The following is a 14,999-nucleotide window of genomic DNA, read 5'->3' as shown; positions in this document are numbered from 1 at the left end:
TCACCCCTTCCTCGCGGCACCGGCCGGCACCGCGCTGCGTACTCGGTAGGCAGAGGTCCGGCCGGCCGCCACCCGTTCGTAGTTGTCGTCGATCCCGATGGTCGTCTCGGCGGCGCCGAGGAAGAGCCAGCCGTCCGGACGCAGCAGGCGCGCCACGTTGCGCAGCACCGCCTTCTTCGTCGCGACGTCGAAGTAGATGAGGACGTTGCGCAGGAAGATCACGTCGAAGGGCGGCATGGCCGGCAGCGGCGCGGTCAGGTTCATGTGCTTGAACGAGACGTTGCGCCGCAGGTGCGGTGCGACCCGCCAGTGCGCTCCCACGCGCTCGAAGTACTGGACGAGCTGGGTCGCGGGAAGGCCCCGGTTGACCTCGACCTGGCTGTACTCGGCCGCCTCGGCACGCTTGATCATCTCGGTGGAGATGTCGCTGCCCATGATCTCGTACGCCCACCCGGCCGGCAGCGACTCCTGCAGGGTGATCGCGAGGCTGTACGCCTCCTGCCCGCTGGAGCTGGCCGCGGACCACAGCCGTACCTTGCGCGCCGAGCCCCGGCTCTTCACCAGCTCCGGCAGGACCACGTCGGTCAGCGCCGTGAACGGTTCCCGGTCGCGGAACCACGACGTCTCGTTCGTGGTCAGCGCGTCGATGATCCGGCGCTGGTCCGCCGGGTTCGGCTTGCGCTGCAGGTTGGCCAGGAAGTCCGTGACGCTGGCCGCGCCGACCTGCCGCGCGACCGGGATCAGCCGCGCCTCGACCAGGTACTCCTTGCCGGGCGCGAGCACGATCGCCGCCTCCCGGCGGACCAGGGCCGACACGAACGCGAAGTCCGCCTGCGAGAGCGTCATCGGGTCACCGCCGTGGCCCGTGGCGCGCGGCCGACCTGGACCCGCTGGATCAGGGCGGCGGCGATCCGGTCCAGCGGCAGCACCTCGTCCGCCAGCCCCGCGCCGACCACGGCGCCGGGCATGCCCCAGACCACCGAGCTCGCCTCGTCCTGAGCCAGGATCTCGGCTCCTGCGTCCCGCAGCACCTTCGCACCACCCCGTCCGTCGTATCCCATGCCGGTCAGCACCGCCGCGTACGCCGCCGCCCCGAAGAGCGACGCCACCGAACGGAACATCACGTCCACCGCCGGACGGCACGAGTTCTCCGGCGGCGCGCCGCTGAGCTGGGTCAGCGTCGCGGTGCCCCGGCGCTGCAGCACGAGGTGCTTGTCGCCCGGGGCGATGTAGACCGTGCCGGGCGCGAGCTCCAGCCCGTCGCCGGCCTCGACGACCCTCAGCGGCGTGCTGCGGTCGAGCCGCTCGGCGAACATCTTCGTGAAGACCGGGGGCATGTGCTGCGTCACCACGATCGGCACCGGCAGGTCCGTCGGCAGCGACTGCAACACCTTGGTCAGCGCGTCCGGGCCGCCGGTCGACGATCCGATCGCGAGGATGTCCACCCGGGCGTGCGGTCCCCGCCGCACCGGACGGGCCGGTGCCGCGGGCGGTTGCGCACCCGGCCGGCCGGGGAGGGCCGTGGGGCGGCCTCCCGGCCCGGGCCGGTACGCCGGCGGCGTCAGGCCGGGCCGGCCCGGCACCGGGCGTGCACCCGGCCGGGCGGGTCCCGGGGACCGCCGCCCCGCGAGCGCGTGGATCTTCGGTACGAGCTGCTCACGGACGGCCGCGATGGACTCCGCGATGGAGCCGACGTTGCTCGGCTTCGTCACGTAGTCCGTGGCGCCGGCCGACAGCGCCTCCAGCGTCGCGCTCGCGCCCGCCGCGGAGAGCGTGCTGAACATGATGACCGGTATGCGCTTGTGCCGCTTGCGCAGCTCACGGACCGCCTCGATGCCGTTCATCTGCGGCATCTCGATGTCCATCGTGATCGCGTCCGGCTTGAGCTGGTCGATCTTCGCCTGGGCCAGCAGGCCGTTCGCGGCGGTACCCACCACCTCGATGCCCGGCGCGCCGGACAGCGAGTCCACGATGAGCCGGCGGACCACGACGGAGTCGTCGACGACGAGAACCCTGATCATCGCTGCCCTCCGTTCCTCACCCGAGCCACGCCGGGCCGAGCGCCGCGATGACCGGCGAGAGCAGCCGGTGCGCCGTGGCGGTGTCCAGCAGGTCCCGGACGACGAGCGCCTGGACCGCGCCGCTGAGCATGTTCCAGACGCCGCCGGCCCGGTCGGCGAGCGGGATCGCCGCGGTGTCGATGGCCTGCACCAGCAGCATCTGCGCGGCCGCGGCCGTACGGACCCGGTCCGACAGGTACGCCGCCCACGACGCCGAGTGCACCGCCGGGGACCAGCCGCCGGCGTTCTTGCGGGCGTCCTCGGCGGAGCGCACCAGGCGTTGCAGGTCGTTGGGCCGGATGGAGCGGAGCCGGTCCAGCAGCGCGGAGACGGCGTAGTGGTGCGGACCCAGGTCGATCGGCTTGCCGGCCGGGAGCTTGCGCACCGCGGCCACCCAGCCCGCGCCGAGCATCCGCCGGGTCGTGTCGTCCAGCACCTCACGCAGGTAGCTGGCCACGGCCGCGTCGCAGAGCAGCGCGGTCGCCGAGGCGGCCGTCTCGCTCTGTTTCGCGTCGCGTCCCGTGCCCTGCCAGGTCCAGGCCATCACGTCGTAGCGCAGGCAGGTCAGCAGCGCGTCCACCGAGCCGATCGGCGCCCGCTCGACCAGCGCCAGCGAGCTCGCGGCGTCGTCGGCCTTCATGCCCTTGAGGGAGGGCATCCGGCGGGCGGCGCTCTCCACCTCCACCCACAGCGGGCCGCGTACGCCCTCGTCGGGCAGCCGCTGGGCGAGGATCGGCAGGTCCCCGAGGCTGAGGCGCAGGGCGCGCAGCAGCACCTCGGCGGTCGCCGACCCGCCGCCCAGGCGGGTCAGGTCGAAGCCGAGGACGGGGGCGCTGACCAGGCTGTACATCAGGTGGTGGCTCGGTACGTGTCGACGGCCTGGTTGACGTCGAGGGCCAGCATCAGCCGGCCGTCCATCTTGAACGTCCCGGTGACCAGCTCGCGGGTGGGCCCGGCGAGCGTGTCCGGCGGCGGCTCGAACTGGTCGTCGTCGAGGTCCACGACCTCACCGATGCGGTCGACGAGCAGGCTGACCGGCTCGCCGTCGCCGCGCAGGATCACGTTCATCACCGGGCCCTGCAGGGCCTGGCGGGCGAGGCCGAGCTGGACCCGCAGGTCCACCGCCGCGATCACCTGGCCGCGGAGGTTGAACAGCCCGCCGACGGCCGGCGGCGCGAGCGGCACCGGGGTGTACTCGTTGTACGAGAGCACCTCCTGCACCGTGTCGACCTCGACCCCGAACAACTGGTCTGCCACCTCGAAGGTGGCGAACTGCCGGCTCGCCATGTCAGGCCTCCACCAGCATCTCGTCGCCGGCCATGTCGTTGTAGAAGTTCGGGTCCGCGGCGAGGATCGCCCGGCGCACGTCGAGCAGCTCGGTGACGCGCTGCTGGATGACCGCCGTACCGACCAGGCCGTCCTCCTCCGCGTCGCGGCGGGCCGTGGTCGAGTTCTCGGCGATGTCGACGATGCGGTCCACGACCAGCGCCACGCTGCGGCCTCCCTCGCTGTAGACGACCACCGAGACGGTGTCGCCCTCCTCCACCTCGCTGTACGCCCCCAGCAGGTGCGACAGCCGCACCAGCGGGAGGATCTGACCGCGGTACTGCACGACCTCGCGGGAGCCGGCGTGCTCGATGCGGTCCCGCGGGAACTCCTCGAGACGGGTGACCGTGTCCAGCGGGATCGCCACCCGGCGCTCGCCCACCGCGGTGATGAGCAGGCGCTCGCCGGTGCCGGCCGCGCCGGTGGACCGGGAGGTGCCGACGAGGTTCTCCCGCTCGGAGTCGACCGCGAGATGCGAGCGGCGCGCCAGCGAGGAGGCGTCGAGGATCAGGCCGACCTTGCCGTCGCCGAGGATCGTGGCGCCGGCGTACAGGCCGATGTCCTTGAAGCGGCTGTTGAGCGCCTTGACCACGACCTCCTCGGTGTTGAGGACCCGGTCCACGACGAGGCCGAACCGGCGCCCGTCGGCCTGCAGCACCATGATGTAGACGCCCTGGTCGCCGCTCGGCTCGAGACCCAGCGTGCGGTCGAGGCGGACGAGCGGGAGCAGCTTGCCGCGCAGCCGGTAGACCGGAGCGCCCGAGGCGTACTCGATCTTCGTGGACTGCCCGTCGATGAACACCAGCTCGAGGACGGCCACCTGCGGCACCACGTACCGCTGGTCGCCGCAGTCGACGGTGAGCGCCTGGATGATGGCCAGGGTCAGCGGGATCGTGAGGCGCCAGACCGTACCCTGGCCCAGCGTCGAGTCGACGCTGACCGCGCCACCGATCCGCTCGATGTTGGTCTTGACGACGTCCATGCCGACGCCGCGGCCGGACACGTTGGTCACCTTGGCCGCGGTCGAGAAACCGGGCTGGAAGACCATCGCCATGATCTCGCGCTTGTCCATGTTCGGGACCTGCTCCGGGCGGAGCAGTCCCTTCTCGACCGCCTTCTGCGCGATCCGGTCGACGTCCATGCCGGCGCCGTCGTCGGCCACCTCGACCGCGACGTGCCCGCCCTCGTGGTACGCCCGCAGCGTGAGCGTCCCCTCGGGGCTCTTGCCCGCGGCGATCCGCTTGTCGGTGTCCTCGATGCCGTGGTCGACGGCGTTGCGGACCAGGTGCGTCAGCGGGTCCTTGACCGCCTCGAGCAGGCTGCGGTCGAGCTCGGTCTCCTTGCCCTCCATGACCAGCTCGACGCGCTTGCCGAGGGACTGGGAGAGGTCCCGGATGACCCGGGGCAGCTTCGACCAGATGTGCTCGATCGGCTGCATGCGGGTCTTCATGATCCCCTCCTGCAGCTCCGAGGTGATCATGCCGAGCCGCTGGGCGCTGCGGACCAGGCCGGAGTCGCCGGTCTCCATCACGCCGCGGACGAGCTGGTTACGGGCGAGTACGAGCTCACCGACCATGTTCATCAGGGTGTCGAGCAGGTCCACGTCGACCCGGATGGCGCTGTCCGCGACGCTCCGCTTCGGGGTCTGCGCCTGCAGCGCCTCGTTGACCGCGGCCGGCTGCGTCTTGCCCTCCTCGAGCAGGATCGTGCCGAGCTTGCGCTCGTCGCCCTCGAGCTGGGACTGCAGTGCGGAGCCGATGTCGGCCGCCTGGGCCGCACCGGTCTCGACGAGGATCTCGCCGAGCGGGCGGCGCTGCTCCTCGACCGGCTCGGGCGCCGGGCGGACCGGGCGCTCCTGGAGCGGCTCGGGAGCGGCGGCCGGCTGGGCCGTGGCGGCGGGCGCGGCCGCGGGGGCAGCGTCGCCGGGGGCGTTCATCTGCGCGTGCACCGCGGCGATGATGCTGTCGACGTCGACGTCACCCTCGGCGCCGTTCTGCTCGATGGCCTCCAGCAGCGACCGTACGCCGTCGATCGTGGCCAGCAGCGTGGTGATCGTCGTCGGCGTGACCGGCTGGACGCCGTCGCGCAGCCGGGACAGCAGCGACTCACCGGCGTGCGCCAGCGTCTCCAGCCGGGTGAAGGCGAGGAAGCCGCTCGTGCCCTTGATGGTGTGGATCGCCCGGAAGATGCGGGAGATCAGGTCGCGGGACGACGGGTCCTGTTCCAGCGCCACAAGGTCCCGGTCGATCTGATCCAGGTTCTCGTGGCTCTCCATGAGGAATTCGCCGACGATCTCGCCAAGGTCTTCCAACGCCCTACCTCCTGCTCGTTTCCCAAGACCCTCATCGACCTACCGCGGCCTCACCTGAGGACACCCGGACCGCTCCTGGTTGCGGCTCAGGTGTCGCCGCCCGGGCGGCGGTAGCGGTAGCCGAAACCGCGTACCGATTCGATCGGGGACTCATCGGGATCCGACCAGCCGAGCTTGCGGCGCAGCCGCAGCACGGCGAACTTCACGCGCTCCTGCCCGATGCCGGTGGGGTCGTCCCAGGCCTGGGTGAGCAGCTGGTTGGGGCTCAGCACCGCGCCGGCGTGCCGGACGAGCGCGTTCAGCAGCCGGAACTCCGTCGGGGTGAGGCGCTTCTCGTCGCCCTTGACGTAGACCCGGCGCTTGGTGGGGTCCAGGTGCACCAGGCCGTCGTCGTAGATCTGGCTGGCCCAGCTGTTCTGCCCGCTGGACGAGCGGCGCAGCAGCGCCTCCACCCGGGCCAGCAGCTCGTTGTTGGCGAACGGCTTGGTCAGGTAGTCGTCGGCGCCGCCGCGCAGGCCGCGTACCTTCTCGGCCTCCTGGCCGTGCGCGGTCAGCACCAGCACGGGTACGTCCGAGACGTCCCGCAGCCGTTCGAGCACCTGCCAGCCGTCCATCTCCGGCAGGCCGACGTCGAGCACGACCAGGTCGGGGTGCTCCGCGTACGCCTCCTTGAGGCCGGTACGCCCGTCGCCCGCGTGTGCCACCTCGTACCCGGCCCGGCTGAAGAGCAGCCGCAGCGCCAGGGCGATGTCCGGGTCGTCCTCGACCACGAGCAGTCTGCTCATGAGTTGGTCACCATGCCCTCCGCCTCCGCCCCGCGCGTCGCACGGCTGCCCGCCCGGCACGGCACGTGCTCGGCTGCGGGTCAGCTTCTTGCTCACGCCCCCCGCGATCGCGGACGGCGACGATGAAATGTCAGAAACTCACGATAGCGTGACGTGTCGGTTCATATACGGAAAGTTATAGTTCAGCGTGCGATCCCCCACGAACGCCTTCGCGCTGCAGGCCCGGTTCCTCGCCGTGATCTCGCACGAGCTGCGTACGCCCCTGACGACCATCGCCTCGTTCACCGAGAGCCTCGACACCGACGACCTCGCGCCCGCCGAGCGTTCCGTGGCGCTGGCCGCCGTACGCCGCAACACCGACCGCATGCTCGCCCTGGTCGCCGATCTCATGGTGGTGAGCCGGCTGCAGACCGGCGACCTCGCGCTGCGCCCCGGGCCGGTCCGGATCGGCGACGTGATCCAGGAGGCGGCGGACCTGCTGGCCAGCCGGGAGCCGTACACCGCGGCCACCGTCCGGGCCGGGGACGGGCCGCCGCTGTCCGCCGACGCGGCCCTGCTGCGGGACCTCTTCTACGCGGTGATCGGCACGGTGGCCAGCGGTGCCGCCGACCGCGCCGCCACGGTCAGCGCCGTGGCGGACGCCTCGGGCTGGACGGTGACGGTGGTGGCCCGGCAGGCGGAGAAGCTCACCGACGAGTACCTGATGGCCGGCATGCTGGCCGATCCCGAACCGCCGCACCGGCGGCGCAGCACGGCCCTGTGGATGCTGCTGGCCGAGGCGGTCGCCGCGCGGCACGGCGGGTCGGTGGCGCTGACCTACGACCCCGCGACGGGCGCCGGAGCCGAGATCCGGCTACCCCAGGCCATCCCCACAGATTGACACGGGGACGGACCCGCGGCGGCGGAAACCGGAAAAGATCGGACGTACCCCCGAAAAGCCAGGTCCGATAGCCATTGCCGGGCGAACAGGAGCCCGGCCGTGGACCGGGAGGCAAGCACGTGTTCGACTCCGTACGCCGTATCGCCGCCGCGGCCGCACCGGCCGCCCTGCTGGCCCTGATCGCGACCCCCGCGCACGCCGGAACCACGGTGCCCGCGGCAGCGGCGCGACCGACCACCGAGCAGGTGCTCATGGACGACGTGATCGCGCGGACCAACGAGGAGCGCGCCCTGGCCGGATGCGCTCCGCTCGGCGTCGAGCAGGAGCTGATGGTCGCCTCGGTACGCCAGAGCCACTACATGGCCGCCACCGGCGACTTCGGCCACATCGGCTGGCGGGGCTCCACCTTCCAGACCCGGTCGCGGGCGGCCGGCTACCCCTACGTGGCGGGCGAGAACATCGCCTGGGGCTTCACGAGCCCGGCCGAGGTGGTGGACGCGTGGATGGCCAGCCCGGAGCACCGCCGGAACATCCTCAACTGCGACGCGCGCTCGTTCGGCGCCGGGGTGCAGCGGGCCGCGAACGGCACCCTCTACTGGACGCAGGTGTTCGGCTGGCGCTGACGGCCCTACAGGGCGCAGCGGACCAGGACGGGCTCCGGGTGGAGCACGACCCCGAACCGGTCGCGTACGCCGTTGCGGATCTCCCGGGCCAGGTCCAGCAGGGCCTCCGTGGTCCCGCCGCCGCGGTTGGTCAGCGCGAGCGTGTGCTTCGACGAGATCGCCACCCCGTCGCGGCCGGCGTACCCCTTGCCGAAGCCCGCCTTCTCGATCAGCCAGGCGGCCGGCACCTTGACCGTGCCGTTCGGGGCCGGCCAGCTCGGCGGTTCGCCCAGGTCGACGAGCCGGTCCTGGACCGCCGCCCACTCCTGCGCCGACAGCACCGGGTTGGTGAAGAACGAGCCCACCGACCGGGTGTCGGGATCCTCCGCGTCGAGCACCATGCCCTTGCTCGCCCGCAGCTTGAGCACGGTCTCGCGGACCCGGTCGGCCGCGACCCGCTCGCCCGCCTCGACGCCCAGGTGCCGGGCGAGCTCGGCGTACTTGACCGGCGCGGACTCCGCGGACTCGGCGAGCCGGAAGTCGACGTGCAGCACCGCCCACCGGTCGTTGTGCTTGAAGACGCTCGACCGGTACGCGAACCCGCACTCGGGCAGCGACATGACCTTGACCTGGTCGTCCGCACGGTCGTAGACGTGCACCGCCTCGATCGTGCGGGCCACCTCCTGCCCGTACGCGCCGACGTTCTGGATCGGGGTCGCGCCCGCGGAACCGGGGATGCCGGAGAGCGCCTCGAGGCCGGACAGGCCCCGGACCAGCGTGTCGGCCACGAAGTCGTCCCACGGCTCGCCGGCTGCCACCCGTACCAGCGCGCCGCGGGCGTCCCGGTCGATCACCTCGATGCCGCGGGTGCGCACCAGCAGCACGGTCCCGGGGAATCCCTCGTCGCCGATCACCACGTTGCTGCCGCCCGACAGCACCAGGACGTCTTCCCCTTTACGCGCGACCGCGCGCAGGGTTTCCACCACTTCATCCGTTTCAGTGGCCACCGTCAGTGCGCCGGCAGGGCCACCGAGGCGTAGCGTCGTGTACGCCGCCAGCGAACTGGCATGCGCACCGGGTGCGGCGGCTGGCGGGTCAGCACTAACGTCAGGCACGAGGTCAACCCTAGGCCGACGGGTCACGGGCCGACCGTACGGGTGGTCCGCTCCAGCGGGAGAAGCTGATGAACAGGCTCAACGCGACGAAGGACTTCTGGCTGGCCGCACTGCGCGCCGACGGTCCGGCGCTGCAGGACGCTGTCGCCGAGACCGGTCCGGACGCCGCCGTGCCCGCGTGTCCGGGCTGGACGGCCGCCGACCTCACCGAGCACCTCACCTCCGTGCTGCGCTGGGTGCGCGAGTTCGCGCCGCGCGGCGTGCTGGACCGGCCCGCCGCCCGCACGGTCCCGGAGCCGAGGCCTGCCTGGCCGGAGGCGCTGGACCAGCTGCGCCGGGAGATGACCGGGGCGATCGAGACGCTCGACGCCCTGGACCCCGACCTGCCGTCCTGGACGTGGCCGGCGCAGGCGAAGAAGGCCGGCTTCTGGCAGCGCCGGATGGCGCACGAGGTCTCGGTGCACCGCTGGGACGCCGAGCAGGCCGCCGGGCGCGCCACCCCGATCGAGACGAAGCTCGCCGCCGACGGCGTGAACGAGGTGCTGGACACCTGGCTGCCGGCGGGCTACCGCAAGGGCCCGACGGACCTGCACGGCGTCGTGCACCTCACCGCCACGGACGCAAGTTACGAGTGGTTCGTCCGGCTGCGGGGTGCCGGCATCGCCCTGCTCGACACCGGGACGATCCTCGACACCGACGACCACCACCCGCGCGCGGAGGCCTCCGGGACCGCCAGTGACCTGCTCCTGACGCTGATGGGCCGGTTCGAAACGGACAAACTGACCGTCGTCGGCGACCCTCGGCTGATCTCCGCACTGCGCGCCGGCTGACGTCCCATCATCCGGACGTGGTTCCGCAACTTCCGGATGCCTCCCGAGATAGTGAATGGCCTTACGCTGTACCGGTTAAGTTCGGACGGCTCAGGCCGTCCGCCACAGTTCCGCCGCTGATCACACCGGTCGGCGCGGCCCGGCAGGCGGCGGTATTCACGCAGGGAGCGGTGACGGCATGACGGCAACCGTCGAGGTGGAAGAGAGCGGTGAACCCCTGGCCTCCGGCCTGAAGTTCCCCGACGGCTTCGTCTGGGGCGCGGCGACCGCGTCGTACCAGATCGAAGGCGCGGCGAACGAGGACGGCCGGGGCCCGTCGATCTGGGACACGTTCAGCCGTACGCCGGGACGGGTGTACGCGGGCCACACCGGTGACGTGGCGTGCGACCACTACCACCGCTACGTCGACGACGTGGCGCTGATGGCGGACCTGGGGCTGGGCTCGTACCGGTACTCGATCGCCTGGCCGCGCATCCAGCCGGACGGCACCGGCCCGGTCAACACCCGGGGCCTGGACTTCTACGACCGGCTCACCGACGAGCTGATCGGCAAGGGCATCGACCCCGTCGTCACCCTCTACCACTGGGACCTGCCGCAGACGCTGCAGGACCGCGGCGGCTGGACGGCCCGGGAGACCGCGGAGGCGTTCGCCGAGTACGCCGCCATCGTGCACGCGCGCCTCGGCGACCGCGTACGCACGTGGACGACGCTCAACGAGCCGTGGTGCTCGGCGTACCTCGGCTACGGCAGCGGCGTGCACGCGCCCGGCATCCAGGATCCGGCGTCGGTCTTCAAGGCCGTGCACCACCTGCTGCTCGGGCACGGTCTCGCGGCCCGGGCACTGCGCTCGGCCGGCGCGCAGACGGTCAGCATCACGCTGAACCCGGCGTCGGTCTCCCCGCTCGACCCGGCGAACCCGGCCGACGTCGACGCCGCCCGCATCGTGGACGGGCTGAACAACCGGATCTTCCTGGACCCGCTGTTCCGCGGCGCGTACCCGGAGGACATGCGCGAGCTGATGGCGCGCTTCACCGACCTCAGCCACATCCGCGAGGGCGACGAGGCGATCATCAACGCCCCGATCGACGTGCTCGGCGTGAACTTCTACACCCCCACGTACGTCTCGGCGCAGCCCGGCGAGCCCGCCAAGCTGGACAGCCCGGGGACCGAGGGCGTCGCGTTCCGCGCACCGGTCGGCCCGATCACCGACATCGGCTGGCAGATCGAGCCGGCCGCGCTGACCCGGCTGCTGGACCGCATCCACGCCGACTACGGCGTGCCGATGATGATCACCGAGAACGGCGCGGCGTACCCGGACGGCCCGTCGCCCGAGACCGGCGAGGTGCGCGACACCAACCGCATCGAGTACCTGGACGGCCACCTGCGCGCCTGCCTGGACGCCATTTCCCACGGGGTTGACCTTCGGGGATACTTCGCGTGGTCTTTGATGGACAATTTCGAATGGGCCGAGGGCTACAAGATGCGCTTCGGGCTCGTGCACGTGGACTACACCACGCAGCAGCGGGTCCCGAAGGACAGCGCCAAGTGGTACCGGGAGGTGATCCGGCGCAACGGTCTGAGCGACCGGGACCGGATCGGGGAGTGAGCTGATGGTGACGCGGGAGCGGCCGACACTCGAGGCGGTGGCCAGACGGGCCGGGGTCTCGCGGGCGACCGTCTCCCGCGTCGTGAACGGCTCGACCACGGTCGCGGTCGCCATCCGCGACGCGGTCAACCAGGCCGTGGAGGAGCTCGGGTACGTCCCCAACCAGGCCGCCCGCAGCCTGGTGACGCAGCGTACGGAGTCGATCGCGCTGATCCTCCCGGAGACCGCCAGCCGGGTCTTCTCCGACGACATGTTCTTCCCCGCCGTGATCCGCGGCGTGAGCGTGGAGCTCGAGGCGGCCGACAAGCAGCTCGTGCTGATGATGGCGGGCTCCGCGGCCAGCCACGACCGGGTCGAGCGGTACGCGATGGCCGGCCACGTCGACGGCGTCATGTTCGCCTCCATGCACGGCGCCGACCCGCTGCCCGGTGCGCTCGCCCGGCTCGGCATCCCCGTGGTGTGCAGCGGCCGGCCGATGACCCCGGCCGAGCTGCCGGTGCCCTACGTCGACGTGGACCACATCGGCGGGGTGGTCGCGGCCGTACGCCACCTGCTCGCCACCGGGCACCGCCGGATCGCCACGATCGCCGGCCCGCAGGACATGGTGGCGGGCATCGACCGGCTGACCGGCTACCGGACGGCGCTCGAGGAGGCCGGCCTCGCCGCGCACGTGGCGGTGGGCGACTTCACCCGCGACTCCGGCGTCCTGGCGATGCGCCGCCTGCTCGCCGACGACCCCGACCTGGACGCTGTCTTCGTGGCCTCGGACATGATGGCCCACGGCGCGCTGCAGGCGCTCAAGGACGCCGGCCGCCGGGTCCCGGGCGACGTCGCGGTCATCGGCTTCGACGACTTCGAGATCAGCCGCCTCAGCGACCCGCCGCTGACCACGGTCCGCCAGCCGATCGTCGACATGGGACGCACCATGGCCCGGCAGATGCTCGGCCTGGTCGACCACCGCCGCGACGTACCGGCCGCGGTGGTCCTGCCCACCGAGCTGGTCGTCCGCGCCTCCGCCTGACTACAGCGGGCTCGTCGTCACGATCTCCGTGGGCAGGCCGAGCACCTTGCGCGAGAGCAGCGCCGCCCCGGCGACCGCCGCCGGCATCAGCAGCACCGCGCCCAGCGGGATCAGGAAGCACAGGAACACAGCCACGCCGAAGCCCAGCGTCAGCGGCCGCCGCCCGGCCAGCGCCTGCCGCCGGTCCCGGAGCCGCTTGTCGCGGCGCTGGAACGGCACGCCGGTGAGCTCCACGGCGAGCAGCCAGCCGCCGATCGCCCCGCCCACCACCGGCACCACGGTCTGTCCGACCACCGGCAGGAACCCGGCGAGGAACAGCGGGATCGCGAAGAGGATCGACAGGCCGATCAGCCGCAGCGAGTCGCGCAGGCTGCGGCCCAGCGAGCGCAGCAGCGGCACCTCGACCTCGTCCGGTACGCCCCCGTAGCGGCTCTCCACCACGCCGGAGATCTTCTCGTAGAACGGGTCGCCGATCAGCAGCGTGACTGCGGTGAAGGTCAGCACGCCGAGCAGCGCGCCGAGGCCGAGCAGCGCGGCGCCCGCCCCGAACCGGACCGCCCCGCGCCACGGCGAGGACCAGTCGTCGGCGAACCAGGTGACCGCCCCCGCCAGATCGTCGACGAAGACGACGAGTGCCACGAGGGCCGCCGCGTACAGCAGGCCAGCGAGCAGAGCGGGCAGCAGGCCGAGACCGAGCAGCCGCGGATTGCGCAGCACCAGGCCGAGCCCGCGGCCGAGCAGGCCGGCACCGGTGAGGAACTCCCGGAGCGCGCTGCCCGGGCCCAGCTGAGACTTCGCCACGGTCCGCGAGCTTAGGACCTGCGGACCAGCCGGAGACCGGAGGGCACCGGGGTGGCGCTCGTCGGGGCGGTCGTGGCGTCCGGATCCGGCGGTGTCGGGAACACCGATGCCGGAGTCGGTACGGGCGGCTCGGTCAGTGACGGTGCCGCCGATCCGGACATCGGGGCGGAGGGCGTACCGGAGCTGGGGGCGGCGCTCGCGGACGCGCTCGGGCGTACGGGCTTCACCACCGAGACCGGCTTGGGTGCGCGGGGAACCCAGTCGCCGACCGATTCGGGTACGGCGCTGGCGACCGGCGCGCTGCCGAGGGCGCCCGCACCGCCCGGCGCGCTGACGGCCGGCGGTGCCTCGTCGGGGCTGCCGAGAGCCCATCCGACGCTGACGGCGAAGGGCAGCCCGAGCGCTACGAGACCGAGGAAGACAGTTCTGGGGGTGAGCCGCACGACAGGAACACCGACGAGCGGGGCAAAAGGTTACGCCGATCGTCAATCCGCCCACATATCGACGGTCAACCGCTTGATCAAGCGACCCCCGACCCGGTACTGTCCCGGGGCTCGCATTCATTGCGGCCACTTTCACGGGGAGAGTTATGAACACCGGAGGACCGCGCGGCCTCGCCGCGATGCTGACCCTGGCGCTCGGCGCCGGCACGGTGGCAGGCGCCGGCGTGCTCGGTACGCCCGCCTGGGCCGCCGAGGGCTCGATCACCGCCAGCTACGCCGTCGACAAGGCGAGCATCTGGACCGGCCAGCAGGTCACGCTGACCCGGACGGCCTTCGAGGACAGCACCCCGGACACCGCCCCGACGTTCGCCCTCAACTGGGGTGACGGCACGACGCCCGAGCCGCCCGCGGCCAGCCTGACGAGTGCCAGCCACACGTTCACCAAGGCCGGCAGCTGGACGGTCGTCGTGTCGATCACCGACGACGGCGTACAGACCGACGTCTCCAACACCGTGACGGTTGCTGCCGGCGGCGGTTCGTTCAAGTTCGACCCGACCTGGAACTGGACCTGGTACAACGGCGGCCACGAGGCGACGCTGAAGCTCTCCGGCATCCCGAGCTCCACCAGCAAGGTGTGGGTGAACTGGGGCGACGGCGAGACCAGCCTGGTCAACAAGGCCAACACCTCGGTCAAGCACTACTACTCGTGGGGCAGCACCGGTAAGCACACCGCGAAGGTCACCCTCGAGACCGCGTCGGGCAGCAAGGTCGCCGCGTCCGCCGGCACGTACACGCTGGTCGAGGACACGTACAACCCGAGCGCCACGCTGAAGGTGCCGAGCAGCCCGTCGAAGGCCTCGTCCTGGAAGACCGTGCAGGGCACCGCCAAGGACAGCCAGATCGGCATCGAGGACGTCGGCATCCAGCTCTGGAAGTGGACCAGCACCAAGGACTACTACTACAACTTCCAGACCGCCAAGTGGGTCAAGTACACCCCGGGCGTCACGAACATCCCGAACGCCGCCGTGAAGTGGGTCGGGGTCAACTCGAGCGGGGTCTGGAAGACCAGCGTCGCCGGCCTCTCGAAGGGCTACTACCTCGAGGTCGACTACGTCGCGTACGACAAGGCCGGCAACAACAGCGGCTGGAAGTACAAGGTGCAGAAGCTCACCAGCTGAGCATGCTTCGCGATGATGGCCCGGACCGCACGGTCCGGGCC

General features: G+C 71.8%; 15 protein-coding genes. 6 read left to right on the top strand and 9 right to left on the bottom strand.

The features are described from left to right. The 6 genes from IT780_RS05850 to IT780_RS05825 form a co-directional block, all read right to left on the bottom strand. The gene (locus tag IT780_RS05850) at positions 1-846 is read right to left on the bottom strand and encodes a CheR family methyltransferase (protein ID WP_199510359.1); all 846 of its coding nucleotides are present in this window, start codon (positions 844-846) and stop codon (positions 1-3) included. After that, positions 843-2,021, bottom strand: a complete 1,179-nt coding sequence (locus IT780_RS05845) for a protein-glutamate methylesterase/protein-glutamine glutaminase (protein ID WP_199510358.1) — start codon at positions 2,019-2,021, stop codon at positions 843-845. The genes IT780_RS05850 and IT780_RS05845 overlap by 4 nt, the downstream gene beginning before the upstream one ends. A 16-nt stretch (positions 2,022-2,037) precedes the next feature. Next, entirely contained in the window at positions 2,038-2,910 is an 873-nt protein-coding gene (locus IT780_RS05840; RefSeq protein WP_199510357.1) for a hypothetical protein, read from the bottom strand. Next, a complete protein-coding gene (locus IT780_RS05835; protein ID WP_199510356.1) occupies positions 2,910-3,347 on the bottom strand; it encodes a chemotaxis protein CheW in 438 nt (145 codons plus the stop codon). The genes IT780_RS05840 and IT780_RS05835 overlap by 1 nt, the downstream gene beginning before the upstream one ends. 1 nt (position 3,348) lies before the next feature. Continuing rightward, positions 3,349-5,697 (bottom strand): chemotaxis protein CheW, encoded by a 2,349-nt coding sequence (locus tag IT780_RS05830; protein ID WP_199510355.1) that lies wholly within the window; start codon positions 5,695-5,697, stop codon positions 3,349-3,351. Positions 5,698-5,783: 86 nt separating this feature from the next. Further along, entirely contained in the window at positions 5,784-6,482 is a 699-nt protein-coding gene (locus IT780_RS05825) for a response regulator transcription factor (protein WP_067508902.1), read from the bottom strand. Positions 6,483-6,669: 187 nt separating this feature from the next. Here IT780_RS05825 and IT780_RS05820 point away from each other — a divergent pair, with 187 nt between their 5' ends. Together IT780_RS05820 and IT780_RS05815 are read left to right on the top strand one after the other, a co-directional pair. Next, positions 6,670-7,362, top strand: coding sequence for a sensor histidine kinase (locus IT780_RS05820; protein WP_199510354.1), 693 nt, complete (start codon positions 6,670-6,672; stop codon positions 7,360-7,362). Between the two features lie 119 nt (positions 7,363-7,481). Further along, positions 7,482-7,985 (top strand): CAP domain-containing protein, encoded by a 504-nt coding sequence (locus IT780_RS05815; RefSeq protein ID WP_199510353.1) that lies wholly within the window; start codon positions 7,482-7,484, stop codon positions 7,983-7,985. A gap of 5 nt (positions 7,986-7,990) precedes the next feature. On the opposite strand, the gene IT780_RS05810 is transcribed toward IT780_RS05815, so the two are convergent. After that, positions 7,991-9,079 (bottom strand): UDP-N-acetylmuramate dehydrogenase, encoded by a 1,089-nt coding sequence (locus IT780_RS05810; protein WP_307831057.1) that lies wholly within the window; start codon positions 9,077-9,079, stop codon positions 7,991-7,993. A gap of 68 nt (positions 9,080-9,147) precedes the next feature. Here IT780_RS05810 and IT780_RS05805 point away from each other — a divergent pair, with 68 nt between their 5' ends. From IT780_RS05805 to IT780_RS05795, 3 genes are all read left to right on the top strand, one after another. Next, positions 9,148-9,909, top strand: coding sequence for a maleylpyruvate isomerase family mycothiol-dependent enzyme (locus tag IT780_RS05805; RefSeq protein ID WP_199510352.1), 762 nt, complete (start codon positions 9,148-9,150; stop codon positions 9,907-9,909). 178 nt (positions 9,910-10,087) lie between these two features. Then, positions 10,088-11,515, top strand: a complete 1,428-nt coding sequence (locus IT780_RS05800; RefSeq protein WP_199510351.1) for a GH1 family beta-glucosidase — start codon at positions 10,088-10,090, stop codon at positions 11,513-11,515. Positions 11,516-11,519: 4 nt separating this feature from the next. Continuing rightward, entirely contained in the window at positions 11,520-12,536 is a 1,017-nt protein-coding gene (locus IT780_RS05795) for a LacI family DNA-binding transcriptional regulator (RefSeq protein ID WP_199510350.1), read from the top strand. On the opposite strand, the gene IT780_RS05790 is transcribed toward IT780_RS05795, so the two are convergent. Both IT780_RS05790 and IT780_RS41605 read right to left on the bottom strand, forming a co-directional pair. Then, positions 12,537-13,337, bottom strand: coding sequence for an EI24 domain-containing protein (locus tag IT780_RS05790; RefSeq protein WP_307831056.1), 801 nt, complete (start codon positions 13,335-13,337; stop codon positions 12,537-12,539). A gap of 11 nt (positions 13,338-13,348) precedes the next feature. After that, positions 13,349-13,780, bottom strand: coding sequence for a hypothetical protein (locus tag IT780_RS41605; RefSeq protein WP_233412259.1), 432 nt, complete (start codon positions 13,778-13,780; stop codon positions 13,349-13,351). A 146-nt stretch (positions 13,781-13,926) separates the two neighbouring features. Here IT780_RS41605 and IT780_RS05785 point away from each other — a divergent pair, with 146 nt between their 5' ends. Then, on the top strand, positions 13,927-14,958 hold the full coding sequence (locus IT780_RS05785; protein ID WP_199510348.1) for a PKD domain-containing protein: 1,032 nt from the start codon (positions 13,927-13,929) through the stop codon (positions 14,956-14,958). Positions 14,959-14,999 lie beyond the last annotated feature (41 nt).

The organism is Nucisporomicrobium flavum, from assembly GCF_016464385.1.
GTDB classification, from domain to species: domain Bacteria; phylum Actinomycetota; class Actinomycetes; order Mycobacteriales; family Micromonosporaceae; genus Actinoplanes; species Actinoplanes flavus_A.
The sequence above is the reverse complement of the archived record's forward strand: the minus strand, read 5'-3'. Positions and strand labels throughout refer to the sequence as shown.

Coding starts and splice junctions, on each gene's coding strand:
- IT780_RS05850 (WP_199510359.1), bottom strand. CDS start 846: ATGACGCTCTCGCAGGCGGACTTCGCGTTCGTGTCGGCCCTGGTCCGC.
- IT780_RS05845 (WP_199510358.1), bottom strand. CDS start 2,021: ATGATCAGGGTTCTCGTCGTCGACGACTCCGTCGTGGTCCGCCGGCTC.
- IT780_RS05840 (WP_199510357.1), bottom strand. CDS start 2,910: ATGTACAGCCTGGTCAGCGCCCCCGTCCTCGGCTTCGACCTGACCCGC.
- IT780_RS05835 (WP_199510356.1), bottom strand. CDS start 3,347: ATGGCGAGCCGGCAGTTCGCCACCTTCGAGGTGGCAGACCAGTTGTTC.
- IT780_RS05825 (WP_067508902.1), bottom strand. CDS start 6,482: ATGAGCAGACTGCTCGTGGTCGAGGACGACCCGGACATCGCCCTGGCG.
- IT780_RS05805 (WP_199510352.1), top strand. CDS start 9,148: ATGAACAGGCTCAACGCGACGAAGGACTTCTGGCTGGCCGCACTGCGC.
- IT780_RS05800 (WP_199510351.1), top strand. CDS start 10,088: ATGACGGCAACCGTCGAGGTGGAAGAGAGCGGTGAACCCCTGGCCTCC.
- IT780_RS05795 (WP_199510350.1), top strand. CDS start 11,520: ATGGTGACGCGGGAGCGGCCGACACTCGAGGCGGTGGCCAGACGGGCC.
- IT780_RS05785 (WP_199510348.1), top strand. CDS start 13,927: ATGAACACCGGAGGACCGCGCGGCCTCGCCGCGATGCTGACCCTGGCG.